Origin of the sequence: Micromonospora sp. WMMD956 (assembly GCF_029626125.1) — a bacterium.
In the GTDB taxonomy this organism is placed as follows: Bacteria; Actinomycetota; Actinomycetes; order Mycobacteriales; family Micromonosporaceae; genus Micromonospora; species Micromonospora carbonacea.
Genome location: NZ_JARUBI010000005.1, coordinates 1575420 through 1599352, shown reverse-complemented (window position 1 = coordinate 1599352; position 23933 = coordinate 1575420). Strand labels below are relative to the sequence as shown.

Sequence of the window (23933 nt, the reverse complement as noted above, 5' to 3'; positions counted from 1 at the left end):
TGATGTGGCGGACCTGGCGGGACGCGTCGGGGCCGGCGCGGGCGAACCGCCGGTTAGAGTGACCGTCGTGACGACGCTGCCCGACCGCCGCCTCCTGCTGGTCCACGCGCACCCCGACGACGAGTCCATCGGCACCGGCTCGACGATGGCCCACTACGCCGCCGCCGGCGCCCACGTCACGCTGGTGACCTGCACGCTCGGCGAGGAGGGCGAGATCCACGTGCCGGCGCTGGCGCAGCTCGCCGCCGCCGAGGCCGACCAGCTCGGCGGGTTCCGCATCGGGGAGCTGACCGCCGCCTGCGCCGCGCTCGGCGTCACCGACCACCGGTTCCTCGGCGGCGCGGGCCGCTACCGCGACTCCGGGATGATGGGCCTGGCCACCAACGACCACCCCCGGGCGTTCTGGCAGGCCGACCTCGACACGGCCGCCGGGTTCGTCGTGGAGGTCATGCGGGAGGTACGCCCGCAGGTCATGATCACGTACGACCCGAACGGCTTCTACGGCCACCCCGACCACATCCAGGCGCACCGGGTGGCGATGCGGGCGCACGAGCTGGCCGTCGCGGAGGGGATCGCCCCGGCGAAGGTCTACTGGACGGCCATGCCGCGCAGCGTGCTGGAGGCCGGCCTGAGCCACTTCACCGAGGCGGCGGACAACCCGTTCGAGGGCATCGGCAGCATCGACGACCTGCCCTTCGGCACCCCGGACGAGCAGATCGCCGCCCGGATCGACGCCACCGACCAGCACGCCGCGAAGGAGGCGGCGATGCGGGCGCACGCCACCCAGATCCCGGCCAACTCCTGGCTCTACTCGATCGCCGGCAACTTCGGGGCCGAGTTCATGGGCGTGGAGTACTTCACGCTGGCGGTGGGGGAGAAGGGGCCGGGCAGCGGCCCGTACGGCTGGGAGGACGACCTGTTCGCCGGGCTCGGCCTCGACGGGGACGGCTCGGGGCGGGCCCCGGTCGCGGCGGCCGGCGTCCGGTGACCCTGCCCGCCGCGCCGATGTCGGTCGTCCCGCCGCAGGCCCCCGCCCCGTCCCCGCCGGGGCGGCCGGGGTGGCCGTGGCGGCTGCTCGACCTCGCCCTGCGGGTCGCCGGTGGCGTGGTGGCCGTGGTGGGCGCGGTGGCGACGGGCCTGCTGGAGCTGATCCTGTCGACCGTCCGGGTCTCCGGGACGCTGGTCGGCGTGTCGGTGCCGGTGGCGGTCCTCGCCAACGTCGCGCTGAGCTGGTTCGCCCACGCGGCGGTGGGCCGCCGCTGGGCGGTGGTGCTGCCCGCGACGCCGTGGTTCGTGCTGATGGGCGCGGCGGCGATCCGCACCAGCGAGGGCGACCTGCTGCTGGCCGGGGACAACTGGGTCGGGCTGGCGATGATCGTGGCGGGCGCGATGACGTTCGCGGTGATGGGGTTCCGGCAGGTGCTCGCCCCGCCACCGGCCCGTCGCGACGGGTGATGACGGCGCACAGGTTGCGGTGGTAGATATTCCTGCCAGGAGGCCCGCCGTCGGGGCGGGCGGTGCGGCGGGAGGCGTGCGATGAGGGATCGGTGGCGGGCGGTCGGGGTGCTCGCGGTGGCGCTGTTCGCGGTCAACGTGGTCGCCCGGTTGGTCATCAGGCTCGGCTTCGACGGCGACGACACCGCCGCCGACCGGGTCTCGTTGGCGATGTTCCTGGTGATCGGGCTGATCCTCGCCGTGCTGGCGTTCCGCTGGGGGCAGGACCGCCCGTTGGGCCGCTGGGCCGCCGACGTGACAGCCGCAGTCGGGGCGGCGCTGCTGCTGACCGTCCTGGTCGGGCCGCTGCTGGTCGGGCAGAACCCGTTCGGCGGTGGCGCGGGCACCTTCTTCGCCCAGATCTGGCTCTATCTCGCGGCGACCGCCGCCGGTGTCCTCGTCGGCTACCTGACCGTCACCGCGCTCGGCCGCGACCACCGCTCGCGGATGCTCAAGCGCTACGCCGAGATCAAGACCGCCAAGCCGCGCCGGCCCGTGCGCCGCTGACCGTCGCCCTTGCCGTCGCGGGTCAGGGGGCGACGCGGGTGAGGTACGTGTGGTGCGTGGTGAAGCCCAGGCCACGGTAGAGGTTCACCGCCGGGGTGTTGCGCTGCTCCACCTGGAGGAACGCGCCGGAGGCACCCAGGGCGGCCCCCCAGTCGGCCAGGGCGCGGATGACGTGGGTGGCGAGGCCGAGGCGGCGGGCGTGCGGCAGCGCCTCGATCAGGCTCAGCCCGAGCCAGCGTCCGTCGCCGGTGACCGTGCCGCGGCCGACGGCGAGCAGCGCGCCGTCGGCGTACACGTGGGCGAAGCGGACCTGGTCCACGGCGGTGAGCACGTGGCGGGCGGCGTCCGGGAAGCCGCCCTTGCGCCCGGCGGCGACCGCGAGCCAGTCGTCGGACGGCGCGGCGGCCAGTTCGACCGGCGGCAGGCCGGCGCGGTGCGGCGCGGCGGGCGGGGTGCCGGCCCCCGGCTCGACCTCGCCGTGCCGGCCCGGCGGCGTGTCGGGGCGGCCGGGAGGTGGGCCGGCCTGGTCGGCGCGTGGGTCGGCGCGGCCGGCGCGCAGCGGGGCGAGGGGTGCGGTCTGCACCAGCGTCAGCGGCCGGGAGGTCCAGCCCCGCGCGTCCAGCTCGGCCCCGACCGGGGCGGCGAGCGGCAGCGGCGTGTTGACCATGGCGGGCTGCCCGAGGTCGGCGTACCAGCGTTCGACGGCGTCCAGCGCGGCCGGCAGCGGCCGGTCCGGGTCGCCGACCGGCAGCGCCGAGTTCGCCCGGCCCGTCCAGCCCTGCGCGCTGCGCAGCAGCCAGTCGCCGAGCCGACCCCGGGTGGGCGCCGGCCACGCCTCGTCGGAGGCCAGCTCCAGCGCCACGACGGCGGCAGCGGTCGGCCGGCGCGCCGGCGGCACCCGCTTGGCCCGGTGCACCTCGGCCACCGGCACCCGCAGCCGGCCCTGATCGGTGGTCAGGGTGACGTGGGTCTCGGTCAGCTCGACCAGCTCGCCGAGGGCATCGGAAAAAAGCGGGCGACCCTCGCGAACCCCCACAATTCGGCGGACCACGATCCGGTGTCCCACATCCTGCTGTCGGAGCACGATCGACCCCCTCCCCGGCGAGATACTAGGCTCTAACCGTCGCGGGTGATCGCGGCGTGTCTTGCGGAGGAGAAGACCGGTGACCTACATCATCGCCGAGCCCTGCGTGGATGTGCTCGACAAGGCATGCATCGAGGAATGCCCGGTCGACTGCATCTACGAGGGCAACCGGATGCTCTACATCCACCCCGACGAGTGCGTCGACTGCGGTGCCTGTGAGCCGGTCTGCCCGGTCGAGGCGATCTTCTACGAGGACGACGTCCCGGAGCAGTGGAAGGACTACACCGGGGCGAACTACGAGTTCTTCGAGGACCTGGGCTCGCCCGGTGGCGCCTCGAAGATCGGCAAGGTGGAGAAGGACGCGACGTTCGTCGCGGGCCAGCCGCCGCGCGGAGAGGGCCACTGAACCGGCCCGCGCCGGTCTCGTCGCGGCTGCCCGAGTTCACCTGGGACACCCTGGACGCCGCGGCCGCCCTGGCCGCGGCGCACCCGGACGGCCCGATCAACCTGTCGATGGGCACCCCGGTCGACCCGGTGCCCCCGGTGATCCGGCAGGCCCTGGCCGACGCGTCCGACGCGCCCGGATACCCGCTGACCGCCGGCACCCCCGCCCTGCGGGACGCCGTCGCGACGTGGGTGGCCCGGTCCTGCGGCGCGCGCGTCGACGGCCTCGGCGTGCTGCCCACCATCGGCTCCAAGGAGCTGGTGGCGTGGCTGCCCACCCTGCTGGGCCTCGGGCCCGGTGACGTCGTCGTGGTGCCGTCGATCTGCTACCCGACGTACGAGGACGGGGCTCGGATCGCCGGGGCCACCACCGTGCGCACCGACTCGCTGACCGCGCTCGGCCCCGACCCCCGGGTCCGGCTGGTCTGGGTCAACTCGCCCGGCAACCCGACCGGCCGGGTGCTGCCCGCCAACCACCTGCGCAAGGTGGTCGACTGGGCGCGGGAGCGGGGGGCCGTCGTGGCCAGCGACGAGTGCTACCTGCCGCTGGGCTGGTCGGCCGCCGCCGAGCCGGTCTCGGTGCTCGCGCCCGAGGTGAGCGGCGGGTCGTACGACGGCCTGCTGGCCGTGCACTCGCTGTCCAAGCGGTCCAACCTGGCCGGCTACCGAGCGGGCTTCGTCGCCGGGGACCCCGCCCTGGTGGCGGAGCTGCTGAAGGTGCGCAAGCACGCCGGCATGATCGTGCCGGCCCCCGTGCAGGCGGCGATGATCGCCGCGCTCGGCGACCAGGAGCACGCCGACGCCCAGCGGGAGCGCTACCGGGCGCGGCGGGAGCGGCTGCTGGCCGCGTTCACCGGGGCCGGGTTCACCGTCGAGCACTCCGAGGCCGGGCTCTACCTGTGGCTGACCCGGGGCGAGGACTGCTGGGCGACCGTCGACTGGCTGGCCCGCCGGGGCATCCTGGTCGCCGCCGGCGTCTTCTACGGGCCGGGCGGCGCGCGGCACGTCCGGGCGGCGCTGACCGAGTCCGACGAGCACGTCGCGGCGGTCGCCGCCCGCCTCGCCCAGCCCTGACCCGGGCCTGACGTCCGGCCGGCGCGGAGCCGGCCTGATCTCCGATGCGCCCCGGGCGCCCCGGCCGGGATCGGCCGCAGCACCCGGGGCGTCACTCGTCGATCCGCCGGAAGATCGCGAGTAGGAGGTCGCGGCTGTTCCACTCCAGCACGTCGCTGGTGTGGCGCTCCCGCAGCGCCACCGTGCGGCCGTCGTGCAGGGTCAGCTCGGCCTTCAGCGGCACCTCCCGCTTGATCGCCACCGAGGCGATCTCCTCGTACGGCCAGAAGGTGTGCCGCTGCGTCAGCTCGGCCACCGGCACCGACGCGACCAGCGCCCGCAGCCGCCTCTCGCCCTGGCTCGCCCTGCCGGGGTCGGCGACCAGCACCAGCCCGCGGTCCAGGACCAGCACGTCGTACTCCGTACCGTCGATCTTGATGTTGGCGAGCCCGCCCACGACGTCGGCGTCGCGGGCGGAGACCCGCCGCTGCACCACGGTCGCGTCGGACGGGTCGACGCCCAGTTCGGCGAGGCGGGCCAGCGCCTCGTCCAGAGTCGCCGGGTCCACCGCCAGCTTGGCCACTTCGGTGAGGTCCCACGGCTCGCCGTCCGCGCCGACCAACTCGGCCGGCCCGGACCAGGACAGCCGGAACCGCGCCCGGCCGGCGACCAGGGCGGCGTCGACCAGCAGCGACTCCATCGGCCCGGCGAAGCGCGCCGCCGCCTCTCGGTGCGGGCCCACGGCCAGGAACTGCGTGGCGAACTCGCCCAACCGGCCCGCGCGGACCAGGTCCAGCACCGTGGCGAGGCCCGGCTCCGGCGCGCCGGTGAACGGGCCGGCGGCCCGGTAGACGGCGTCGGCCTCGGCCTGCACCCCTGCGGCGACCGCCGCCGCGACGAACTCCGGCCACGGCAGGAGCCGGCGGTCCTCGTGCCTGACCACGGCTTGCTGCAACGCCCGGCACGAAGCGTCGATGTCGGCCAGTAGCACGGCGGCGGGACGCTCGTCCGGCGTGGGCGTGGGCGCGTCGTCCGGCGCGTCGTTCATCGCGGCCACCCGTACGCCGATCGGCGGGTGGGTGTCCCAGCGGGACGCCGCCCTGTCGGGCGTGCTCTCGCGTAGCCCGCTCAGCTCGTCGCCGCGGGCGGCGAGCATCCGGCCGAAACCGCCGAACAGGTCGTCCGGGGCGAGCCCCGCCGACCAGCCCGGCTCGACGTAGCGACGCAGGTAGGACGCCCAGGCGGCGTCGAGCGCCGGTAGGGTACGCAGCGCGGAGCTGGCCGCCTCCCGGCCGGCCAGCCGCACCGAGGACCGGTCGGCCTCCAACTCCTGGCGGCGCGACGCGGCGTTGTCCACCAGCAGGTAGAGCTTCGCGTACCCCCGGAAGACCCAGCCCACCGGGTTGCGCGGTCCGATCCGCGCGATGGTCTCCGCGATCGCCAGCCGCCCCCGGTACGCCACCCCGCCGAGCCGGGTGTGCCGGCCCGAGTAGTGGCCCAGCTCGTGCGCCAGCACCGAACGGAGCTCGTCCACCCGCATCGCCTGGAGCAGCGGCAGCCCCACGCACATCGTCCGCCGGCCGCCGACCAGGCCCAACAGAGTGCTCTGCTCGGCGACCGCCGCGTTCACCTCGGGCACCAGCCGGATCTCATCCGGGGCACGGGTGCCGACGGCAGCCGCCAGCTCCCGCACGGTGGCCCAGAGCTGCGGGGCCTCGCGCTCGCCGAGGGCCAGGCCGGGCACGGGCTCGTGCCTCGTACGGATGGCTCGCCACAGCCCCGCCAGCGCGGCGCTCAGGGCGACCACCAGCGGGATGGTGATCTTGGCGGTGATCAGGTCGCCCGCCCACTGGTGGACCCAGAGGGCGAGCCCGACGGCGGCGGCGAGCTGGAGCAGCGCGACGACGTAGAAGCCGACCAACATGAGCACCGAGGCGAGCGCCCGGTACGTCGCGGACATGGTGCGGCCCCTTCCCCGTACGCCCCCGGTGTGGTGGGCGGCGGAGGGGACCGTACGGCTTTCGATCTTTGCGGAGCAACTCCTCTTCCGGGCGGGGAGATATCCTCGGGCCGGACCGGGTCGGGGAGATCTCGACGGGCACCGACCGAGACGCCGAGGTGCGAGATGGTGGACAGTCTCCGGGCCGCGGTGGTGGGCACCGGGCTCATCGGCGGCTCGATCCTGCTCCGGCTGCGGGAGCGGGGCGTCGACGTCGCCGGCTGGGACCCGGACGCCGCCACCCGGGCGGAGGGCCGCGCGCGGGGTGTCGCCTTCCCCGACGCGCTCGCCGACGCCGTCCGCGACCGGGACGTGGTGTTCCTCTGCGGCCCGCTGTCCAGCCTGCCGGAGACCCTGCGCACCGTCAGCGGGCTGACCGGCCCCGACTGCGTGCTCACCGACGTCGGCAGCACCAAGGGCGGGATCGCCGCGTACGCGGCGGCGCACGGGCTGACCGGCCGCTTCGTGCCGGGACATCCGATGGCCGGGACGGAGCGCGCCGGGCTGACCGCCGCCAGCCCCGCCCTCTTCGACGGGGCGGCCTGGGTGCTCTGCCCCACGGCGGCGGGCCTCGACCGGTTCCGGGCGCTGGCCGCCCTGCTCGTGGGGGTGTTCGGCGCGCGGATCGTACCGCTGGATCCGGACGCCCACGACGCGGCCGCGGCCCTCGCCTCGCACCTGCCGCACCTGTTGGCCGGCGTCCTGGCCGCCACGGTGGCGGAGGCCGACCTGCGCGACGCCGCGCTGGGCCTGGCCGCCGGCAGCTTCCGCGACGGCACCCGCGTCGTCGGCACGCCGGCCGCCCGCACGGTGGACATGCTGCTGAACAACCGCGACCAGGTTCTCGCCCAGCTCGACCGGGTGCGCGGCCTCCTCGACCGGTACGCCACCGCGCTGCGCGGCGGCGACGCGGCGGCCCTGGCCGGTCTCCAGCAGCGGGCGCGCGGGCTCCGGCTGGCGCTGCTCGACCGGGAGCTGCCCGCCGCCGCCCCCCGCGCCTTCCCGCGCGCACTCCCGCACGGCCTTCCACCCGCACTTCCGCGCGCACTTCCCCATGACCTTCCGCACGACGCGGAGCCCGCCGACGCGGAGCCCGCCGACGCGGAGCCCGCCGACGCGGAGCCCGCCGACGCGGCCGACGGCGAGCTGGCCTACCTGCTGTCGCTCGGCGCGGCCGGCGGCTACCTGACCGGCTGCGTGGTCACCGACGCCACGGTGACCTACACGGCCCACCTGCCCGCCGCCCACCTGCCCGCCGCCCCGGGTTAAGAAGGGGCCCCTGCTCTACAGAATGCGTTAACAAGGTGCCCTTCCTTTAGGGTGAAGGCATGGTGGACGGACCGGTCGTGGCGGTGCGCGGCGAGGCGTACCGGGAGGTTCCGCCCGAGCTGGCGCGGTTCGCGGTGACCGCGACGGCCCGGGACCGCAGCCGGGAGGCCGTCCTGAGCCGGCTCGCCGAGCGGGCCGCCGCCGTGCGGGTGCTGCTCGACGCCGCCGAGCCGGCCGTGGACCGCCGGGAGACCGGCGACCTGCGGGTGTGGCCGCAGACGCGTCGCTCCGGCGAGCGGGTGGTGGCCTGGCACGGCAGCGTCGCCACCACCGTCACCGTCACCGACTTCACCGCGCTGGGCGAGCTGATGCTGCGGCTGGCCGACCAGGACCAGGTCGAGATCGCCGGCCCGTGGTGGTCGCTGCGGCCGGACAGCCCGGCCCACCGCGACGCCCGGCACGCCGCGATCGCCGACGCGCTGGCCCGCGCCCGGGAGTACGCGGAGGCGCTCGGCGCGCGGGTGACCGCCCTGCTGGAGCTGGCCGACACCGGTCCGGCCCCCCAGCCGATGTTCGCCCGTGCCGCGTTCGCCGGCGGCGGCGCGGAGTCCGGCGGCCCGCCGGAGCTGGACCTGGACCCGCAGCCGCAGACCGTGCACGCGGCGGTCGAGGCCCGGTTCACGATCTCCGAGCCGGTGCTGGGCTGATGCCGGACGCCGATGTGCTGGCCGTCGAGGAGCTGGTCGCGCGGGCCCGTGCCCTCGCCGACGCCGGCCCCCGCCAGTTGTTGGGGATCGCGGGCGCGCCCGGGGCGGGCAAGTCGACGCTGGCCGAGCGGGTCGTCGCCGAGCTGGGCGGGGTGGCCCGGCTGGTGCCCATGGACGGCTTCCACCTGGCGCAGGCGGAGCTGCGCCGGCTCGGCCTGGACGCGCGCAAGGGCGCGGTGGACACGTTCGACGTGGTCGGGTACGTGTCGCTGCTGCGCCGGCTGCATCGGCTGGAGCCGACGTCGGTGTGGGCCCCGGAGTTCCGCCGGGACCTGGAGGAGCCGGTCGCGGGGGCGATCGAGGTGCCGCCGGAGGTCCGGCTGGTGGTGACCGAGGGCAACTACCTGCTGCTGCCGGACTACCCGTGGGACGAGGTGCGGGCGCTGCTGCACGAGGCGTGGTTCCTGGACCTGGACGTCGAGGTGCGGCGTCGCCGGCTGACCGCCCGGCACGAGGCGTACGGGCGGTCGCCGGAGCAGGCGCGGGCCTGGGCGCTGGGCAGCGACGAGACCAACGCGGCCCTGGTGGCCGGCACCGCCGGCCGGGCGGACCTGGTGGTCCGGCTGGCCGACCCGCCGCCGGCCTGACGAGGGCGGACTCCTCAGCCGACGCCCTGCCGGGGCGTCGGGACGCCGCGCCGCAGCAGCCAGGTCACCCGGGCCCGCTCGCGGCGGAACTCGGCGGCGTCGGGATAGGCGCTGTGGTTGCGGATCGGCGGGTCGGCGACCTCCCCGCCGGTGGGGTGCAGCGCGTCCGGGTCGTGGACGGGCAGGTTCCGTTCGCCGGCCGTCACCGGCCAGCCCAGCGGGTCGGTGTCCCGCCAGAAGTTGGTCCAGCCGGGCCGCCCGGACGGCCCGCGCAGCGCGTCGGCCAGCGCCGGCAGCCGGTCCGGCCCGAAGTACGCGGGGAAGATCCGCCCGTACAGCCGGGTGAGCTGGCAGCCGTAGGAGAAGAACCAGATCCGCCGCCGCCACCGGGCGGGGAGCTGGAGCAGCACCGCCGCGCAGATCACCGCGCCCTGGCTGTGCCCGGAGAGGATGATCCCGTCGACCCGGCGCGGGTCGTGCTCGCCGAGCGCGAGCAGGCCGGCGGTGCGGGTCTGGAGTTCCGGCACGGCCCGTTCGGCGTAGCTGGGCGGGGCGAGCGGGTGCGCGGCCCGGGGCCAGAAGGTGCCGATGTCCCAGAGCACGCCCACCGAGCGGCGCACGGTGTCGTTGCGGTAGACCATGAGCCCGACGGCGGCGATGGCCACCGGCAGCCAGCCGAGCAGGCTGTCGCCGGCGTCGGCCACCGTCTTGACCACGGTCGGCCACCCGTTCACTGCGGCCGCGTCGGGCGGGACGTGGGACAGGGCGGCGGCGGCGCCGAGGGTGGCGAGCGCGGCGCCGACCGCCGCGTACCAGCCGATCAGGCGCAGCGCGTGCTCGCCCACCAGCCGGTGCAGCGCCCGGTAGCCGCTCACGTCGCGGCAGCGCCGCCGGTCGTGCGCGGAGAGGGCGTTGTCGCCGGGCACCAGCCCGGCGTACTCCTGCCGGCGGAGCCGGTGGAACAGCAGGCCGGCGCGGAGCGCGACGCCGGCCAGGGCGAGCACCGCGACGGCGAAGGCCAGACCGGCCCACATCACCGGCAGCGGCGGGACCACCCCGGTCCGGCCGCCTGCCGGGTCGCCGTCGGTGAGCCGGTCGGTGACCCAGTAGAGCACCCCGGAGCAGTACGCGATGCCGAGCAGCCAGCCGAATCCGGCGATTACCGCCGGCCCGCGCCCGCCCCAGCCGAGGTCGGCGTGCGGCTGCCCGGGCCGGGGCGGCGCGGCGGGGCCGGTGCGGGGCAGCAGCAGCCCGCCGCCGGCCAGCGCGATCGCGGGGACGGTGAGCATCCAGTCGTCCAGCCGGTGCGGGGCCGGCGGGACGGCGGGCAGCCAGCCGGCGATCCAGGCGACGCCGAGCGGCAGGAGCAGCGCGGCGGCGACCGGCGCGGCCAGCGCCCGCCGGCCGGACCGGGCGACCGCGCCGATGGCGGCGAGCAGGAGCACCTGCCCGGTGCCGTACCAGGCGATGATCCAGTCGTAGCCGGGCAGCGAGCGGTCGACGAGGCAGCCGGCCTGCGCCGGGTCGCGGATGCACCCGGCGGGCGGGCGCAGTTGCGCCAGCGGGGTGCCGGCCGGGCCGTCGGGCAGCAGCAGGAGCAGCACCGTGCCGGCCACCCCGGCGCAGGTGAGCACGATGACCGCCGCGCTCCACGGGCCGAGGGGGGTGTCCCCGGCGCGGCGGCTGAGCCAGGGCCGGCCGAGGGCCACCACGGCGATCAGCACCACCGCGCCGAGCACCGCCACGGTGGGCCAGGCGACGGCGGCCCGTGCGCCCACGGGCGGGTCCATGGCCAGCACCGTGCCGAGCGGCACGGCGGCCGCGACCACCGCGCCGACGCAGAGGTGCAGCACCCCGGCGCGGCGTAGCTGCCCCTCGCCGCACCAGAAGGTGGGGTCCTGCAACGGGTTGGCGCTGGCGGCCTCGCCCGGCGGCGGGCCGTCGGCGGGAGGCGGCCCTCCAGCGGGGTCGCGGGGCGGGGCCGGGTCGCGGGCGGGGTCGGCCGGGGGCCGGGCGGCCGGCGCGGCCGGCATCTCCGCCTCGTACTGGTAGGTGCGCCAGGCGAGCAGGCCGAGCAGCGCCAGCAGGCCGAGCGGGATCACGAGGCCGACGACGAGGGAGTGCGCGCCCTGCCGCCACCAGCCGTGGGCGAGGAACTCCCACACGCCCGGGACGCGGCGCAGGCACTCCTCGTCGACGCACTGCCAGGCGACGAGGTCCACGCCGATGCCGGTGGCGGCGAGGACCAGCGTCCCGGTGAGGCTGAGGCAGAACAGCCGGACCAGCCAGGCGGTGATGCCGGACCGGCTGCCCCAGCGTTCCTCGTCGGGGTCGGGTGGGATGCCGGGCCGGGCGTGCAGCGCCACGTTCGCCAGGGTGAAGGGCAGCAGCAGCGTCCAGAGGGCCCGTTCGACGTCCCGCGCGGTCCGCGCGCCGGAGGTCAACTGCCCCCAGCTGTACGCCTCGACGACCACCGCGTCGTCCGGCCCGACGTCGGTGGAGCGGTAGAAGCCGGTCACCTCGTCGCCGGCGACGAGCCAGGGGCGGGGACCCTCGTCGCCGGGCTGTGGGGCCAGGCCGAGGACCTGGTCCGGGGGAGTGTTGGACACCCCGTGTACGCGCAGTTCGAGCACCCGACCGGCCATCGGTACCTCCTAGTGATGGCTCCACTACCCAGAGTGCACCCTGCGGGGCTGCTTCGACCACCCCTGGGGCGAGATGTTTTCGCAGGTAGGGACCGTGATGACCGGATCTGCGGCGGGTCAGTCGATGGCGCGTACCACCCGGGCGGGGTTGCCCACGGCGACGACGTTCGCCGGCAGGTCGCGGGTCACCACGGCCCCGGCGCCGACCACGGTGTTGTCGCCGATGGTGACCCCGGCGAGCACGATCACCCCACCGCCGAGCCAGACGTTGTCGCCGAGGGTGATCGGCTGTGCCGCCTCCCACTTCTGTCGCCGTGGCTCCGGGTCGACGGGGTGGGTGGCCGTCAGGAGCTGCACGTTCGGTCCGATCTGGACGTCCGCGCCGATGGTGATGGGGGCGACGTCGAGGAAGACGGCGTTGAAGTTGACGAACCCGCGCGGCCCGAGGTGGGTGTTCCAGCCGTAGTCGCAGTGGAACGGCGGGCGGACCCAGGTGTCCTCGCCGACCGAGCCGAGCAGCTCGCGCAGCGCGGCCAGCCGGGCCTCGGGGTCGGCGGCGGAGCTGCGGTTGAACGCCTCGGTGCGGCGCGCGGCGAGGTCCAGGTCGGCGAGGAGCTCGGGACCCTCGGCGCGGTAGGGCTCGCCGGCCAGCATGCGGTCCTTCATGGAGGTCATCGGACGATGATGCCCGGTCGAATCTCCGCCTTGTGCGAAGTTCGTCACATTTACGTCTTTACCTTGCATACTCGGTATGCAATTCTACTCCTGTCAATGCGATCCCGTATTGACTACGCCTAGCGAGGAGGATCGAGTTGCATCGAAAGGGAAGAAAACCGGCCGGCCTGGCGCTGGCCCTGGGTCTGGTGCTCGCCGCGCCCCTGACCACCCCGGCCGCCGCCGCCCCGGCCACGTCCCCCGCGGCCGTTCCACCCGGGACGCCCGCCGCCGCGGCTGGCGCGGCCGGCGCGACCGGTCCGGCGGGGCCCGTCGCCGGCCGACCGGCCACCGTCACCCTGGTCACCGGTGACCGGGTCACCGTCACCGGCTCCGGCGCGGTGAGCATCCGCCCCGGCGCGGGGCGCGACAAGCTGCGCTTCCTGGTCCGGCGCGACCGGGGCCACGTCACCGTGCAGCCGCAGGACGCCCTGCCCCTGCTGCGCTCCGGCCGGGTGGATCCCCGGCTGTTCGACGTGACCGAGCTGATCGCCGCCGGCTACGACGACTCCCGCCGTGACAGCCTGCCGCTGCTGGTGTCGTACCGGCCGGGTGACGCCCGCCGGGCCGTCGCCGGCATCGCCGGCACCCGGGTGACCCGCGACCTGCCGGCCATCCGGGGCGCGGCCGTGACCGCCGAGAAGGCCCGGGCCGGCGCGGTCTGGGGCGCGGTGACCACCGGCCGGGCGGCCGCCCGGGTCGACACGGCGGGGGGTGTCGACCGGCTCTGGCTGGACGGCAGGCGTCGGATCGCCCTCGACCACAGCGTGCCGCAGATCGGCGCGCCGACCGCGTGGGCGGCCGGCCTCACCGGCAGGGGCGTCACCGTCGCGGTGCTGGACACCGGCGTCGACGCCGAGCACCCCGACCTCGCCGGCCGGCTCGCCGAGTCGCGCAACTTCAGCGGTGTGGCCGAGCCGAGCGACACCATCGGCCACGGCACCCACGTCGCCTCCACCATTGCCGGCAGCGGCGCCGCCTCCGGCGGGAAGTACCGGGGCGTCGCGCCGGACGCCACGCTGGTCTCCGGCAAGGTGTGCGAGGAGAACAGCTGCCCCGACTCGGCGATCCTCGCGGGCATGCAGTGGGCCGCCGTCGACAAGCGGGCCACCGTGGTCAACATGAGCCTCAGCGGCTGGGACACCCCGGAGACCGACCCGCTGGAGGAGGCGGTGCAGACCCTCACCGCGCAGACCGGCACCCTGTTCGTCCTCGCCGCCGGCAACTTCGGCACGGACGCCTCCGTCGGCTCACCGGCCAGCGCCGACGCCGCCCTCGCCGTCGGCGCGGTCGACCGGGACGACGAGCTGGCCGACTTCTCCAGCCGCGGCCCCCGCACCGGCGACGACGCCCTCAAGCCGGACATCACCGCCCCCGGCGTGGACATCGTCGCCGCCCGCGCCGCCGGCACCACCCTCGGCGAGCCGGTCGGCGACCAGTACGTGACGGCCTCCGGCACGTCCATGGCCACCCCGCACGTCGCCGGCTCGGTGGCGCTGCTCGCCCAGCGGCACCCCGACTGGAAGGCCGGCGCGCTGAAGGCCACCCTGATGGCCGCCGCGAAGCCGCACCCCGGGCAGACCGCCTACCAGCAGGGCGCGGGCCGGGTCGACGTGGCCCGGGCGATCGGGCAGCAGGTCACCAGCGACCCGGTGAGCGTGTCGTTCGGCCGGGCGCAGTGGCCGCACGACGACGACCCGGTGCTCGACCGCACGCTCACCTGGCACAACTCCGGGACCGCCCCGGTCACCCTCGACCTCGCGATCGAGGCCACCGGGCCGGACGGCGAGCCGGCCCCCGCCGGCCTGTTCCGCCTCGGCGCGCCCCGCGTCACCGTGCCGGCCGGCGGCACGGCCGGGGTGACGGTCAGCGCCGACACCCGGGTCGACGCCCCGGACGGATACCACACCGGGCGGGTCGTCGCCCGCTCCGGCGACACGGTGGCGGTCACCCCGATCGCCGTGCACCGCGAGGTGGAGAGCTACGACGTCACCATCAGCCACATCGGGGTCGACGGCAAGCCCACCACCGACTACGGCACCAGCCTGATGGACCTGGACGGCTTCGCCTTCCCCGTCGACCTCTACGGCGGCGTCCCGACGGCCACGGTGCGCCTGCCGAAGGGCCGCTACGGGCTGGGCAGCTACCTGTTCGCCACCGACGAGGCGGGCGAACCGGTCGGGGCCACCCTGCTCGCCCGGCCTGAGCTGGTCGTCGACGGGCCGGTCGAGCTCACCCTCGACGCCCGCGCCGGCAAGCCGGTGCTGGCCACGGTGCCCGAGCGCGGCGCGACGGCGGAGCTGGTCGACGTGAGCGCGGTCTTCTACGGGGCCGACGACAGCGTCTACTCGTTCAGCCTGTGGAGCTCCGGCTTCGCCGGGTTGACCAGCGGGCAGCTCGGCCCGGCCAGCACGCCGGACCGCTTCGTCGCCACCATCGGCAGCCAGTGGGTCGACGCGGACGCCGAGAGCAGCCCCTACCTCTACGCGCTGCTGGAGGCGTTCCCGGGCCGGCTGCCGACCGGCTTCGTCAAGCACTACCGCGCCAAGGACCTCGCCACCGTCGTGCAGACCTTCCGGGACGCGTACCCGGGGACGAAGGCGGAACGGATCGTCTACGGCGAGCCGGAGTACAACACGGGCGGGTCCGCGCTGGTCGTGCCCACGGCGGTGCCCGGCAAGCGGGTCGAGCACTTCAGCACCAACGCCGTGAGCTGGAGCACCGAGCTGGACTTCGGCACGCCGACCGAGGACGGCTGGCTGGACGTGCAGGCGCTGCTGGCATCGCCGCTGACCCGGTACCGGCCCGGCGAGACCCGGCACGAGACCTGGGGCGTCGCCCCGTTCGCGCCGTCGTTCCCGGTGCGGCGCTGGGGGACCGAGGGGATCACCCGCCAGGGCGACCTCATCGTGGTCGACCTGGCCGCGCACAGCGACCAGGCCGGGCACGTCGGCGGGTCCCTCAACGAGACCCAGTGGACCCGGCTCTACCGCAACGGGAAGCTGGTCGGCGAGAGCGGATACCCCGGCTACGGCGAGTTCGAGGTGCCCCCGGGCGCGGCGGACTACCGGGTGGAGACCCTCGCCACCCGCGACGTCGCCGACCTGAGCGCCGAGGTGGCCGCCGCGTGGACGTTCCGCTCGAAGCACGTCGCCGGTGACGACTTCGTGCCGCAGCCGGCGGCGGCGGTGCGCTTCGCCCCGGCGCTGCGCCCCGGCAACAGCGCCCCGGCGGGCCGCACCTTCACCGTGCCGGTGCGGGTCGAACCGCAGGACGGCGCGCCGGCGGCGAAGGTGGCGTCGCTGGCCGTCGACGCCTCCTACGACGGGGGCAGGACCTGGCGCAAGGCGGAGCTGCGCCGCCAGGGGGCCGGCTGGGTGGCGACGCTGCACCACCCGGCGGGCCCCGGCTACGCGTCGCTGCGCGCCACCGCGAAGGACACCGCCGGCAACACGGTGACCACGCGGATCATCCAGGCGTACCGGCTGAGGTGAACCGGCGTCCGGGCCCGGCGGTCCCCTCCCGCCGGGCCCGGACGCGCGGCCCTGCCGTCGGTCGTCGGCGCGCGGCCCCATCGTCGGTCGTCGGCGCGCGGGCCGCCGTCGGCCCTCGGGCGCAGGGCCGCCCGGCCGTCGGCGCGGGCGTCAGTCGTTGGCGTGCAGGGCGGCGTTCAGCTCGATGCCCCGGCCCGTGCGCGGGCGGGCCTCCAGCGCGCCGGTGACCGAGTTGCGCCAGAACAGCAGCCCGTCCACCCCGGACAGCTCGCGGGCCTTGACCACCCGGCCGTCCGGCAGGGCGATCTTCGAGGCCGCCGTGACGTAGCAGCCGGCCTCGACCACGCAGTCGTCGCCGAGCGAGATGCCGACGCCCGCGTTCGCGCCCACCAGGCTCCGCTCGCCGATGCGTACCCGGTCGGTGCCGCCGCCGGAGAGGGTGCCCATGATCGACGCGCCGCCGCCGATGTCGGAGCCGTCGCCGACCACCACGCCCTGCACGATCCGCCCCTCCACCATCGAGGCGCCCAGCGTGCCGGCGTTGAAGTTGACGAAGCCCTCGTGCATGACCGTGGTGCCGGCGGCCAGGTGCGCGCCGAGCCGGACCCGGTCCGCGTCGGCGATCCGCACCCCGGAGGGCACCACGTAGTCGGTCATCCGGGGGAACTTGTCGACCCCGTAAACGGCCAGGTGGCGGCCGGCGGCCCGCTCGATCACCCGCAGCTCGTCGACCCGCTCCGGCGGGCACGGCCCGGCCGACGTCCAGGCCACGTTGGCCAGCTTGCCGAAGATGCCGTCGAGGTTCAGCTCGTTGGGCCGCACCAGGCGGTGGGACAGCAGGTGCAACCTGAGGTACGCGTCCGCGGCGTCCTTGATCGGGTCGTCCAGCGAGCCGATCACGGTGACCACCTGGACCGTGCGCAGCCCCGGCAGCGCCCGCTCGCCGACCGCGCCCGGCGGCAGGTCCAGCACGTCCGCCTCGTCCTCGCCCGGGACCAGCGGCAGCTCGCCGAGCCCCAGCTTGCCCGTCGGATACCAGGTGTCGAGCACCTGCTCGTCAGCGGTGATCGTGGCCAGGCCGATGCCCCACGCAGGCTGTGCAGTCGTCACGCCTGTGACGGTACCGTGCGAACCATGGAGAACCCGCTGACCCCCGAGGTCCTCGCCGATCCGGTGGCGTTGACCCGTGCACTGGTCGACATAGAGTCCGTCTCCCTCCACGAGAAGGCCATCGCCGACTGCGTCGAGGAGGTGCTGCGCGGGGTGCCGCACCTGACCACGTTCCGGCACGGCAACACCGTGATGGCGCGCACCGACCTGGGGCGGTCCTCCCGGGTCGTGCTCGCCGGGCACCTGGACACCGTGCCGCTGAACAACAACTTCCCGTCGACCATGCGCGGCGACCTCATGTACGGCTGCGGCACCTCCGACATGAAGTCCGGCGTCGCGTACGCGCTGCACCTGGCGGTCACCCTGCCCGACCCGCGCTACGACGTGACGTACTTCTTCTACGAGGCCGAGGAGATCGAGTCCAAGTACAACGGGCTCTTCCTCGTCGCCGAGGCGCACCCGGAGTGGCTCCAGGCGGACTTCGCCGTGCTGCTGGAGCCGACGTACGGCATCGTCGAGGCCGGCTGCCAGGGGACCATGCGGTCGGTGGTGACCACCACCGGCGTACGGGCCCACTCGGCGCGCTCCTGGCACGGGGTGAACGCCATCCACGGCGCGGGCGAGGTGCTGCGCCGCCTGTCGGCGTACGAGGCGCGGCGCGTCACCATCGACGGCTGCGACTACCGCGAGGGCATGAACGCGGTGCGGATCAGCGGCGGGGTCGCCGGCAACGTGGTGCCCGACCGGTGCGAGATCGAGGTCAACTACCGGTTCGCGCCCGACCGGACGCCGGCCGAGGCCGAGGCGCACCTGCGCGAGGTCTTCGACGGCTTCGAGCTGCGGGTGACCGACGTGGCCGCCGGGGCGGCGCCCGGGCTGGAGGCGGCCCCGGCGAAGGAGTTCCTGGCCGCCGTCGGCGCCGCGCCGATCGGCAAGCTCGGCTGGACGGACGTGGCCCGGTTCGCCGCGATGGGCATCCCCGCGCTGAACTTCGGCCCGGGCGACCCCAACCTGGCCCACCACCCCGACGAGCACGTCGAGATCGGCAAGATCCGCGACGGCGCGGCGACCCTGCACCGCTGGCTCGCCCCGGCCTGAGCATCCTGGGGCCGGTGCGCACCGGAGCCGGCCCGGCCCGAGCGCACGGGAACCGGCCCGGCCTGAGCGCATCGGAACCGGCCCGGACGCGCCGGGGCGGCCCGCGGCACCGTGCTGCGGTGGGCGGGCCGCCCCGGCGACCTGCGGTGGTCGGTCAGGCGGTCGGGGTCAGGGACGACTCGGGGCGGGTGTCGGTCGGGTCGCCGGTGAGGTCGGCGACGGGGGCTTCCATCTGCCGGGCGCGGCGGCGCTCGGCCACCACGTCCCGGATCCGCCGCTGCATCTGCCGACGGATCCGGATCATCTCGCTGTTGCTGATCACGCTGGCTCCTCCCCCGAAGGCGCGTGCCGGGGCATACCCGGTATATGAATGGTAAGACGTACGGGCGAGCGAATTAGTTGCCCTGGTCGCGGAAAATTTCTCCGGCCCGCCCCTGGTGCGGGCGTCGCACCCCGCTACCACCCCTCCACTACGGTTGCTTCCATGAGTGACAGGGCTGCCAGGAGCGACAGCGACGGGCGCGGTACGGCCCGCGGGCCGGGGCGGGAGCGGCACCGGGGTGCGGTCACCCTGCGTCGCGGCGCGATCCCGACCAGCACCGCCGATCAGCGGCTGCTGGACTCCCGGGGCCGGGGCGACTGGAAGACGAAGGACGCCTGGCGGGCGCTGCGCATCCTGTCCGAGTTCGTGGAGGGCTTCGACACCCTCGCCGACCTGCCGCCCGCGGTCAGCGTCTTCGGCTCCGCCCGCAGCAAGCCGGACAGCCCCGAGTGCCGGCTGGCCGAGGAGCTCGGCGCCGCCCTGGCCCGCGCCGGGTACGCGGTGATCACCGGCGGCGGGCCGGGCGTGATGGAGGCGGCCAACCGGGGCGCCAGCGAGGCCGGCGGGCTCTCCGTCGGGCTCGGCATCGAGCTCCCCTTCGAGCAGGGCCTCAACGACTGGGTCGACCTGGCCATCGACTTCCGGTACTTCTTCGCCCGCAAGACCATGTTCGTCAAGTACGCGCAGGCGTTCGTGGTGCTGCCCGGCGGGTTCGGCACCATGGACGAGCTGTTCGAGGCGCTGACGCTGGTGCAGACCGGCAAGGTCACCCGGTTCCCGGTGGTGCTGATGGGCACGGAGTACTGGCGGGGCCTGCTCGACTGGCTACGCGACACGATGGCCGTCGACGGCAAGATCGGGCCGGCCGACCTGGAGTTGATCTGCCTCACCGACGACGTCGACGCCGCCGTGCGGCACATCGTGGCCGCCGAGGCGGCGCTCTCCGCCGAGCAGGCCGCCGTCGAGCAGGCCGCCGTCGAGCGGACCGCCGCCGACCAGCAGGCCGCCGACCAGCAGGCCCGGGAGGGCTGAACCGGTGGCCGCGATCTGCGTGTTCTGCGCGTCCTCCCGCACGCTCGACCAGCGCTGGCTTGACCTCGCCGCCGAGACCGGCCGGGAGATCGCCCGACGGGGGCACACCCTGGTCAGCGGCGGCGGCTGCGTCGGGATGATGGGGGCGGTGGTCGAGGGGGCCCGGTCGGCCGGCGGCCGTACGGTCGGGGTGATCCCGCAGTCCCTGGTCGACCTGGAGGTCGCCGATCTCGCCTCGGACGAGCTGCTGGTCACCGCCAGCATGGCCGACCGCAAGACCCTGATGATCGAGAAGTCGGACGCGTTCCTCACCCTGCCCGGCGGGCTGGGCACCCTGGACGAGCTGTTCGAGGTGTGGACGACCGCCACCCTCGCCCTGCACGCCAAGCCGATGGCGCTGGTCGACACGGACGGCTTCTACCGCCCCCTGCTCGACTGGCTCACGCTGCTCACCGACCGCAACTTCCTCAAGCCGGCGGGCATGGACCTCCTCCTGCTGGCCGACACCGTCCCCGACGCCCTGACCACCCTGGAATCCCACCTCCCCTGACCCCCAGACCCACCCCACCCCCTCGCGGCGCGGGGGCGGGGGAAGTGGGTGGGGCGCGGTGGGGTGGGTGTCGGTGGGGCGTGGTGGGATGGGGGGATGCAGGCGTACCGGCTGGTGCGCCGGCCTGTCGAGACGGCCCGGGGGGACCGTCGGCCCGACGGGGCGGCGTTGGGGGGCGGTCGGCCCGAAGGTGAGGCCGGCGGCGGGTGGCGGGCCGACCCGGTGCAGGCCGAGGTCGTGGCGCACACCGACGGGCCGATGCTGGTCGTCGGCGGGCCGGGCACCGGCAAGAGCAGCGTCCTGGTGGAGGCGGTGGCCGCCCGGGTGGCCGAGGGGGTCGACCCGGAGCGGGTGCTGGTGCTCACCTTCGGCCGGCGGCAGGCCACCGACCTGCGCCGCCGGATCGAGGCCCGGGTGGCGGGCGACGGGCAGCGGGTGCTGCGCGAGCCGTTGGTGCGCACCTTCCCGGCGTACGCGTTCGGGCTGTTGCGTCGGGCCGCCGCCGAGCGGGGCGAGCCGTCGCCGCGCCTGCTCACCGGCCCCGAGCAGGATCTGATCATCCGGGAGCTGCTGGACGTGGTCGGCGAGGATCCCGACGACGACCCGGTCGGCTGGCCGGAGGACCTGCGGCCGGCCCTGCGTACCCGGGCGTTCGCGGCCCAGCTCCGCGACCTGCTGATGCGGGCGGCGGAGCGCGGGGTGGGCCCGGTGGAGCTGGCCCGGCTGGGCGAGCGGCTGGGCCGCGCCGACTGGCCGGCCGCCGCGCGTTTCCTGCGGGAGTACGTGGCCGTGCTCGCGCTGCGCGACGTCAGCAACCGCGGCTCGATCGCGTACGACCCGGCGGAGCTGGTCCGCGCCGCGACCGGCCTGCTGCTCGACGATCCGGAGCTGCTGGAGGCCGAGCGCCGCCGCCTCGCCCACGTCTACGTCGACGAGCTGGCCGACACCGACCCCGCCCAGCTCGACCTGCTCGCCGTGCTGGCCGGCGGCGGCAAGTCCCTGGTCGCGTTCGCCGACCCCGACTCGGCCACGTACGCGTTCCGGGGCACCGACCCGGCCGGGGTGGCCGCGTTCCCGCACCGCTTCCGCACCGCCTCCGGAGCACCGGCCGCGCAGGTCGTGCTGACCACCTCGTACCGGGCGGGGCCGGGGCTGATCGCCGCGACCCGGCGGCTCGCCGGCCGGCTGCGTGGCCCGGCGGCCCACCGGCGGCTGCGCCCGCTGCCCGAGGCCCCGCCCGGCACGGTGGAAGTACGCACGTTCCGCTCGGCCACCAGCGAGGCCGCCTGGCTGGCCCAGGCGCTGCGGGCCGCGCACCTGCTCGACGGGGTGCCGTGGTCGCGGATGGCGGTGCTGGTGCGCTCGACGGCCCGGCAGTTGCCGTCGCTGCGCCGGGCCCTGCACACGGCCGGGGTGCCGACGGTGGTGCACGGCGAGGACCTGCCGCTGCACCTCCAGCCGGCGGTCGCCCCGCTGCTGCTCCTGCTGCGGTGTGCCCTGGAGCCGACCCGGCTGGACGAGGAGGCGGCGGTGGCGCTGCTGCACTCGCCGCTGGGCGGGGCCGACCCGCTGGCCGAGCGGCGGCTGCGCCAGGGGCTGCGGGCGCTTGCCCTGGCGGTCGGGGACCGTCGTCCCTCCGGCGAGCTGATCGTCGACGCGCTGCGCGACCCGGAGGAGCTGTCCGGCATCGACCGGCACTGGGCGGAGCCGGCGCAGGCGGTCGCCGGGCTGCTGGCCATCGCCCGGGAGGCGGCCCAGCGGCCGGGCGCCACCGCCGAGGACGTGCTGTGGGCGGTCTGGGACGCCAGCGGGCTGGCCGAGCGCTGGGCCGGCGCGATCACCCTCGGGCGGGCGGCGACCGGGGAGCACGAGACCGCGCGGCGGTGGCGGGCGGAGGCCGCCGACCGGGATCTCGACGCCGTGCTGGTGCTCTTCGACGCGGCGGCCCGGTTCGCCGACCGGCTGCCCGGCGCGCGCACCGAGGTCTTCCTCGACCACGTGCTCGGCCAGGACCTGCCGGCCGACACGCTCGCGCCGACGGCGGACCGGGGCGAGGCCGTCCGGCTGCTCACGGCGCACGCAGCGAAGGGACTGGAGTGGGACCTGGTCGCCGTCGCCGGGGTGCAGGAGGGCGTCTGGCCGGACCTGCGGCTGCGCGGCACCCTGCTCGGCTCCGAGCGGCTGGTGGACGTGCTCGCCGGCCGCGACGCCGGCCACGACCTCGACGCCGGCCGCGATTCCGGCGAGGGTCGCCGGGGTTCCGGGGACGTCGGGCGGGCGGTCCTCGTCGGGCAGACCTCCGCCCTGCTCGACGAGGAGCGCCGGCTCTTCCACGTGGCGGTTACCCGGGCCCGCCGCCGGCTGCTGGTCAGCGCCGTCGCCTCGGCCGCGGTGGGCGGCGACGACCACGAGGAGCAGCCCAGCCGGTTCCTGTACGAGCTGGACCCGACCCCGCCGCCCGGCGGCGACGCCGGCGGCCCGGTCCCCGGCGGCGACCCCGACCCCGCCCCCGGCGGCGGGGCAGCCGAAACGGCGGGCACCGCCCCCGGCGGCGACCCCGACACCGCCCCCGGCGGCGGGCGAGGCGGAACGGCGGGTGCCACCCCCGCTGGCCCGGCGGGCATCCCCGGTGAGCCGGCCGGCGGCGCGGAGCCCGGCCGGGGGGCCCTGCCGGTGGCCGGGCCACCCCGGGCGTTGACGCTGCCGGCGCTGGTCGCGGAGCTGCGTACCGCCGTGGCCGACCCGGCCGCGCCCTACCACCGGCGCAGCGCGGCGGCAGCCGAGCTGGCCCGCCTGGCCGCCGCCGGGGTGCCCGGCGCGCACCCGGACGACTGGTGGGGCCTGCGCGGCCTCTCCGACGACCGGCCGCTGGTCGACGAGGGCGAGCCGGTGCGGGTCACCCCGTCGGGCATGGAGAGCGCGCTGCGGTGCAGCCTGCGCTGGCTGCTGGAGCGGCACGGCGGCAGCGGCCCGGCCAGCGCCGCGCAGGGGGTGGGCAACCTGGTGCACGCCGCCGCGATGCTCGCCGAGGACGCCAGCGCCGACCGGTCCGCGCTGCTGGAATACGTGGCGGCCCGGTTCGACGCGATCGAGCTGGCCGCCCGGTGGATGGTGGGTCCCGAGCGGGAGCGCGCCGAGGCGATGGTGGACAAGCTGCTGCGCTGGCTGGCGGGCAACCCGCGCCGGCTGCTGGCCATCGAGCACGAGTTCGCCGTCCGCCTGGACGACCCGCAGCGGCCCGTCGAGCTGACCGGCCGGGTGGACCGGCTGGAGGTCGACGCCGCCGGCCGGCTGGTGGTGGTCGACCTGAAGACCGGCAAGTCCACCGTGGTCACCGAGCGGGAGATCGGCGAGCACCCGCAGCTCGGGGCCTACCAGGCGGCGGTCGAGGCGGGGGCGTTCGCCGAGCACGGCGACGAGTCCGGCGGGGCGGCCCTGGTGCAGCTCGGCACGGGGGCGCGCGACGCCCGGGAGCAGAGCCAGCCGGCGGCGGGGCAGGGGCCGGCGGCCGGCTGGGCGACCGCGCTGGTCCGGCGCACCGCCGATACGATGGCCGCCGCCACCTTCGCCGCGGTCGCCAACTCCACGTGCCGGGTCTGCCCGGTGCGCACGAGCTGTCCGGTGTCCGGGCAGGGCCGCCAGGTGGTCGAGCCACCAGCCCCCCGCCGGGAGCAGCCAGAGTGAGCGCGAGGAGTGAGCTTGTGAGCCCCGCAGGCGCGACCTGAGATGAACCCGTGAGCCTGCGAGCCGCGCCGTCGCGACCT

19 protein-coding genes are annotated in these 23933 nt (G+C 76.0%); 13 read left to right on the top strand and 6 right to left on the bottom strand.

The window, feature by feature from the left end; all coding sequences use genetic code 11:
- Positions 1–58 precede the first annotated feature (58 nt).
- The 3 genes from mshB to O7628_RS07345 all read left to right on the top strand — a co-directional run bounded on the left by mshB (position 59) and on the right by O7628_RS07345 (position 2001).
- On the top strand, positions 59–988 hold the full coding sequence (gene mshB, locus O7628_RS07355) for an N-acetyl-1-D-myo-inositol-2-amino-2-deoxy-alpha-D-glucopyranoside deacetylase (protein WP_278129294.1): 930 nt from the start codon (positions 59–61) through the stop codon (positions 986–988).
- A gap of 17 nt (positions 989–1005) precedes the next feature.
- Positions 1006–1455 (top strand): hypothetical protein, encoded by a 450-nt coding sequence (locus tag O7628_RS07350; protein ID WP_074472864.1) that lies wholly within the window; start codon positions 1006–1008, stop codon positions 1453–1455.
- 81 nt (positions 1456–1536) lie between these two features.
- Entirely contained in the window at positions 1537–2001 is a 465-nt protein-coding gene (locus O7628_RS07345; RefSeq protein WP_278129292.1) for a hypothetical protein, read from the top strand.
- Between the two features lie 22 nt (positions 2002–2023).
- On the opposite strand, the gene O7628_RS07340 is transcribed toward O7628_RS07345, so the two are convergent.
- Positions 2024–3085: a GNAT family N-acetyltransferase gene (locus O7628_RS07340; protein ID WP_278129290.1), complete on the bottom strand. Its 1062-nt coding sequence runs from the start codon at positions 3083–3085 to the stop codon at positions 2024–2026.
- A 79-nt stretch (positions 3086–3164) separates the two neighbouring features.
- Between O7628_RS07340 and fdxA the strand changes: the two genes are divergently transcribed.
- Together fdxA and dapC are read left to right on the top strand one after the other, a co-directional pair.
- Positions 3165–3491, top strand: coding sequence for a ferredoxin (fdxA, locus tag O7628_RS07335; protein ID WP_007072862.1), 327 nt, complete (start codon positions 3165–3167; stop codon positions 3489–3491).
- Positions 3488–4603, top strand: coding sequence for a succinyldiaminopimelate transaminase (gene dapC, locus O7628_RS07330; RefSeq protein WP_278136249.1), 1116 nt, complete (start codon positions 3488–3490; stop codon positions 4601–4603). The genes fdxA and dapC overlap by 4 nt, the downstream gene beginning before the upstream one ends.
- Positions 4604–4694: 91 nt before the next feature.
- Here the strand turns inward: dapC and O7628_RS07325 are convergent, their stop codons facing one another.
- Positions 4695–6542 carry a M48 family metallopeptidase gene (locus O7628_RS07325; RefSeq protein WP_278129286.1) on the bottom strand — a complete coding sequence of 616 codons (1848 nt, stop codon included), beginning with the start codon at positions 6540–6542 and terminating at the stop codon, positions 4695–4697.
- Positions 6543–6707: 165 nt separating this feature from the next.
- Between O7628_RS07325 and O7628_RS07320 the strand changes: the two genes are divergently transcribed.
- Genes O7628_RS07320 through O7628_RS07310 form a run of 3 tightly spaced genes read left to right on the top strand, consistent with a single transcriptional unit; the run spans position 6708 to position 9204 of the window.
- Positions 6708–7850 carry a prephenate dehydrogenase/arogenate dehydrogenase family protein gene (locus O7628_RS07320; RefSeq protein WP_278129284.1) on the top strand — a complete coding sequence of 381 codons (1143 nt, stop codon included), beginning with the start codon at positions 6708–6710 and terminating at the stop codon, positions 7848–7850.
- A 59-nt stretch (positions 7851–7909) separates the two neighbouring features.
- Positions 7910–8557, top strand: coding sequence for an SIMPL domain-containing protein (locus tag O7628_RS07315; protein ID WP_074472639.1), 648 nt, complete (start codon positions 7910–7912; stop codon positions 8555–8557).
- A complete protein-coding gene (locus O7628_RS07310) occupies positions 8557–9204 on the top strand; it encodes a nucleoside/nucleotide kinase family protein (protein WP_278129281.1) in 648 nt (215 codons plus the stop codon). Before O7628_RS07315 ends, O7628_RS07310 begins: the two co-directional genes overlap by 1 nt.
- Before the next feature lie 14 nt (positions 9205–9218).
- Here the strand turns inward: O7628_RS07310 and O7628_RS07305 are convergent, their stop codons facing one another.
- On the bottom strand, positions 9219–11849 hold the full coding sequence (locus O7628_RS07305) for a hypothetical protein (RefSeq protein ID WP_278129280.1): 2631 nt from the start codon (positions 11847–11849) through the stop codon (positions 9219–9221).
- A gap of 117 nt (positions 11850–11966) precedes the next feature.
- Positions 11967–12524: a sugar O-acetyltransferase gene (locus O7628_RS07300; RefSeq protein WP_278129279.1), complete on the bottom strand. Its 558-nt coding sequence runs from the start codon at positions 12522–12524 to the stop codon at positions 11967–11969.
- Positions 12525–12712: 188 nt separating this feature from the next.
- On the opposite strand from O7628_RS07300, the gene O7628_RS07295 reads away from it, so the two are divergent.
- Positions 12713–16057: a S8 family serine peptidase gene (locus O7628_RS07295; RefSeq protein WP_278136248.1), complete on the top strand. Its 3345-nt coding sequence runs from the start codon at positions 12713–12715 to the stop codon at positions 16055–16057.
- 150 nt (positions 16058–16207) lie between these two features.
- Here the strand turns inward: O7628_RS07295 and dapD are convergent, their stop codons facing one another.
- On the bottom strand, positions 16208–17167 hold the full coding sequence (gene dapD, locus O7628_RS07290) for a 2,3,4,5-tetrahydropyridine-2,6-dicarboxylate N-succinyltransferase (RefSeq protein ID WP_278129277.1): 960 nt from the start codon (positions 17165–17167) through the stop codon (positions 16208–16210).
- Positions 17168–17191: 24 nt separating this feature from the next.
- Here dapD and dapE point away from each other — a divergent pair, with 24 nt between their 5' ends.
- Positions 17192–18265: a succinyl-diaminopimelate desuccinylase gene (gene dapE, locus O7628_RS07285; protein ID WP_178066336.1), complete on the top strand. Its 1074-nt coding sequence runs from the start codon at positions 17192–17194 to the stop codon at positions 18263–18265.
- A gap of 154 nt (positions 18266–18419) precedes the next feature.
- Here dapE and O7628_RS07280 read toward each other — a convergent pair whose 3' ends face one another.
- Complete coding sequence (locus O7628_RS07280; protein ID WP_176734749.1) at positions 18420–18587, bottom strand: hypothetical protein; 168 nt, start codon at positions 18585–18587, stop codon at positions 18420–18422.
- 162 nt (positions 18588–18749) lie between these two features.
- Here O7628_RS07280 and O7628_RS07275 point away from each other — a divergent pair, with 162 nt between their 5' ends.
- The 3 genes from O7628_RS07275 (at position 18750) to O7628_RS07265 (ending at position 23853) form a co-directional block, all read left to right on the top strand.
- Positions 18750–19619, top strand: a complete 870-nt coding sequence (locus O7628_RS07275) for a TIGR00730 family Rossman fold protein (protein WP_278129275.1) — start codon at positions 18750–18752, stop codon at positions 19617–19619.
- Positions 19620–19623: 4 nt separating this feature from the next.
- Positions 19624–20169: a TIGR00730 family Rossman fold protein gene (locus O7628_RS07270; RefSeq protein WP_278129273.1), complete on the top strand. Its 546-nt coding sequence runs from the start codon at positions 19624–19626 to the stop codon at positions 20167–20169.
- A gap of 96 nt (positions 20170–20265) precedes the next feature.
- Positions 20266–23853 (top strand): ATP-dependent DNA helicase, encoded by a 3588-nt coding sequence (locus tag O7628_RS07265; protein WP_278129272.1) that lies wholly within the window; start codon positions 20266–20268, stop codon positions 23851–23853.
- The last annotated feature ends 80 nt before the right edge of the window (positions 23854–23933 follow it).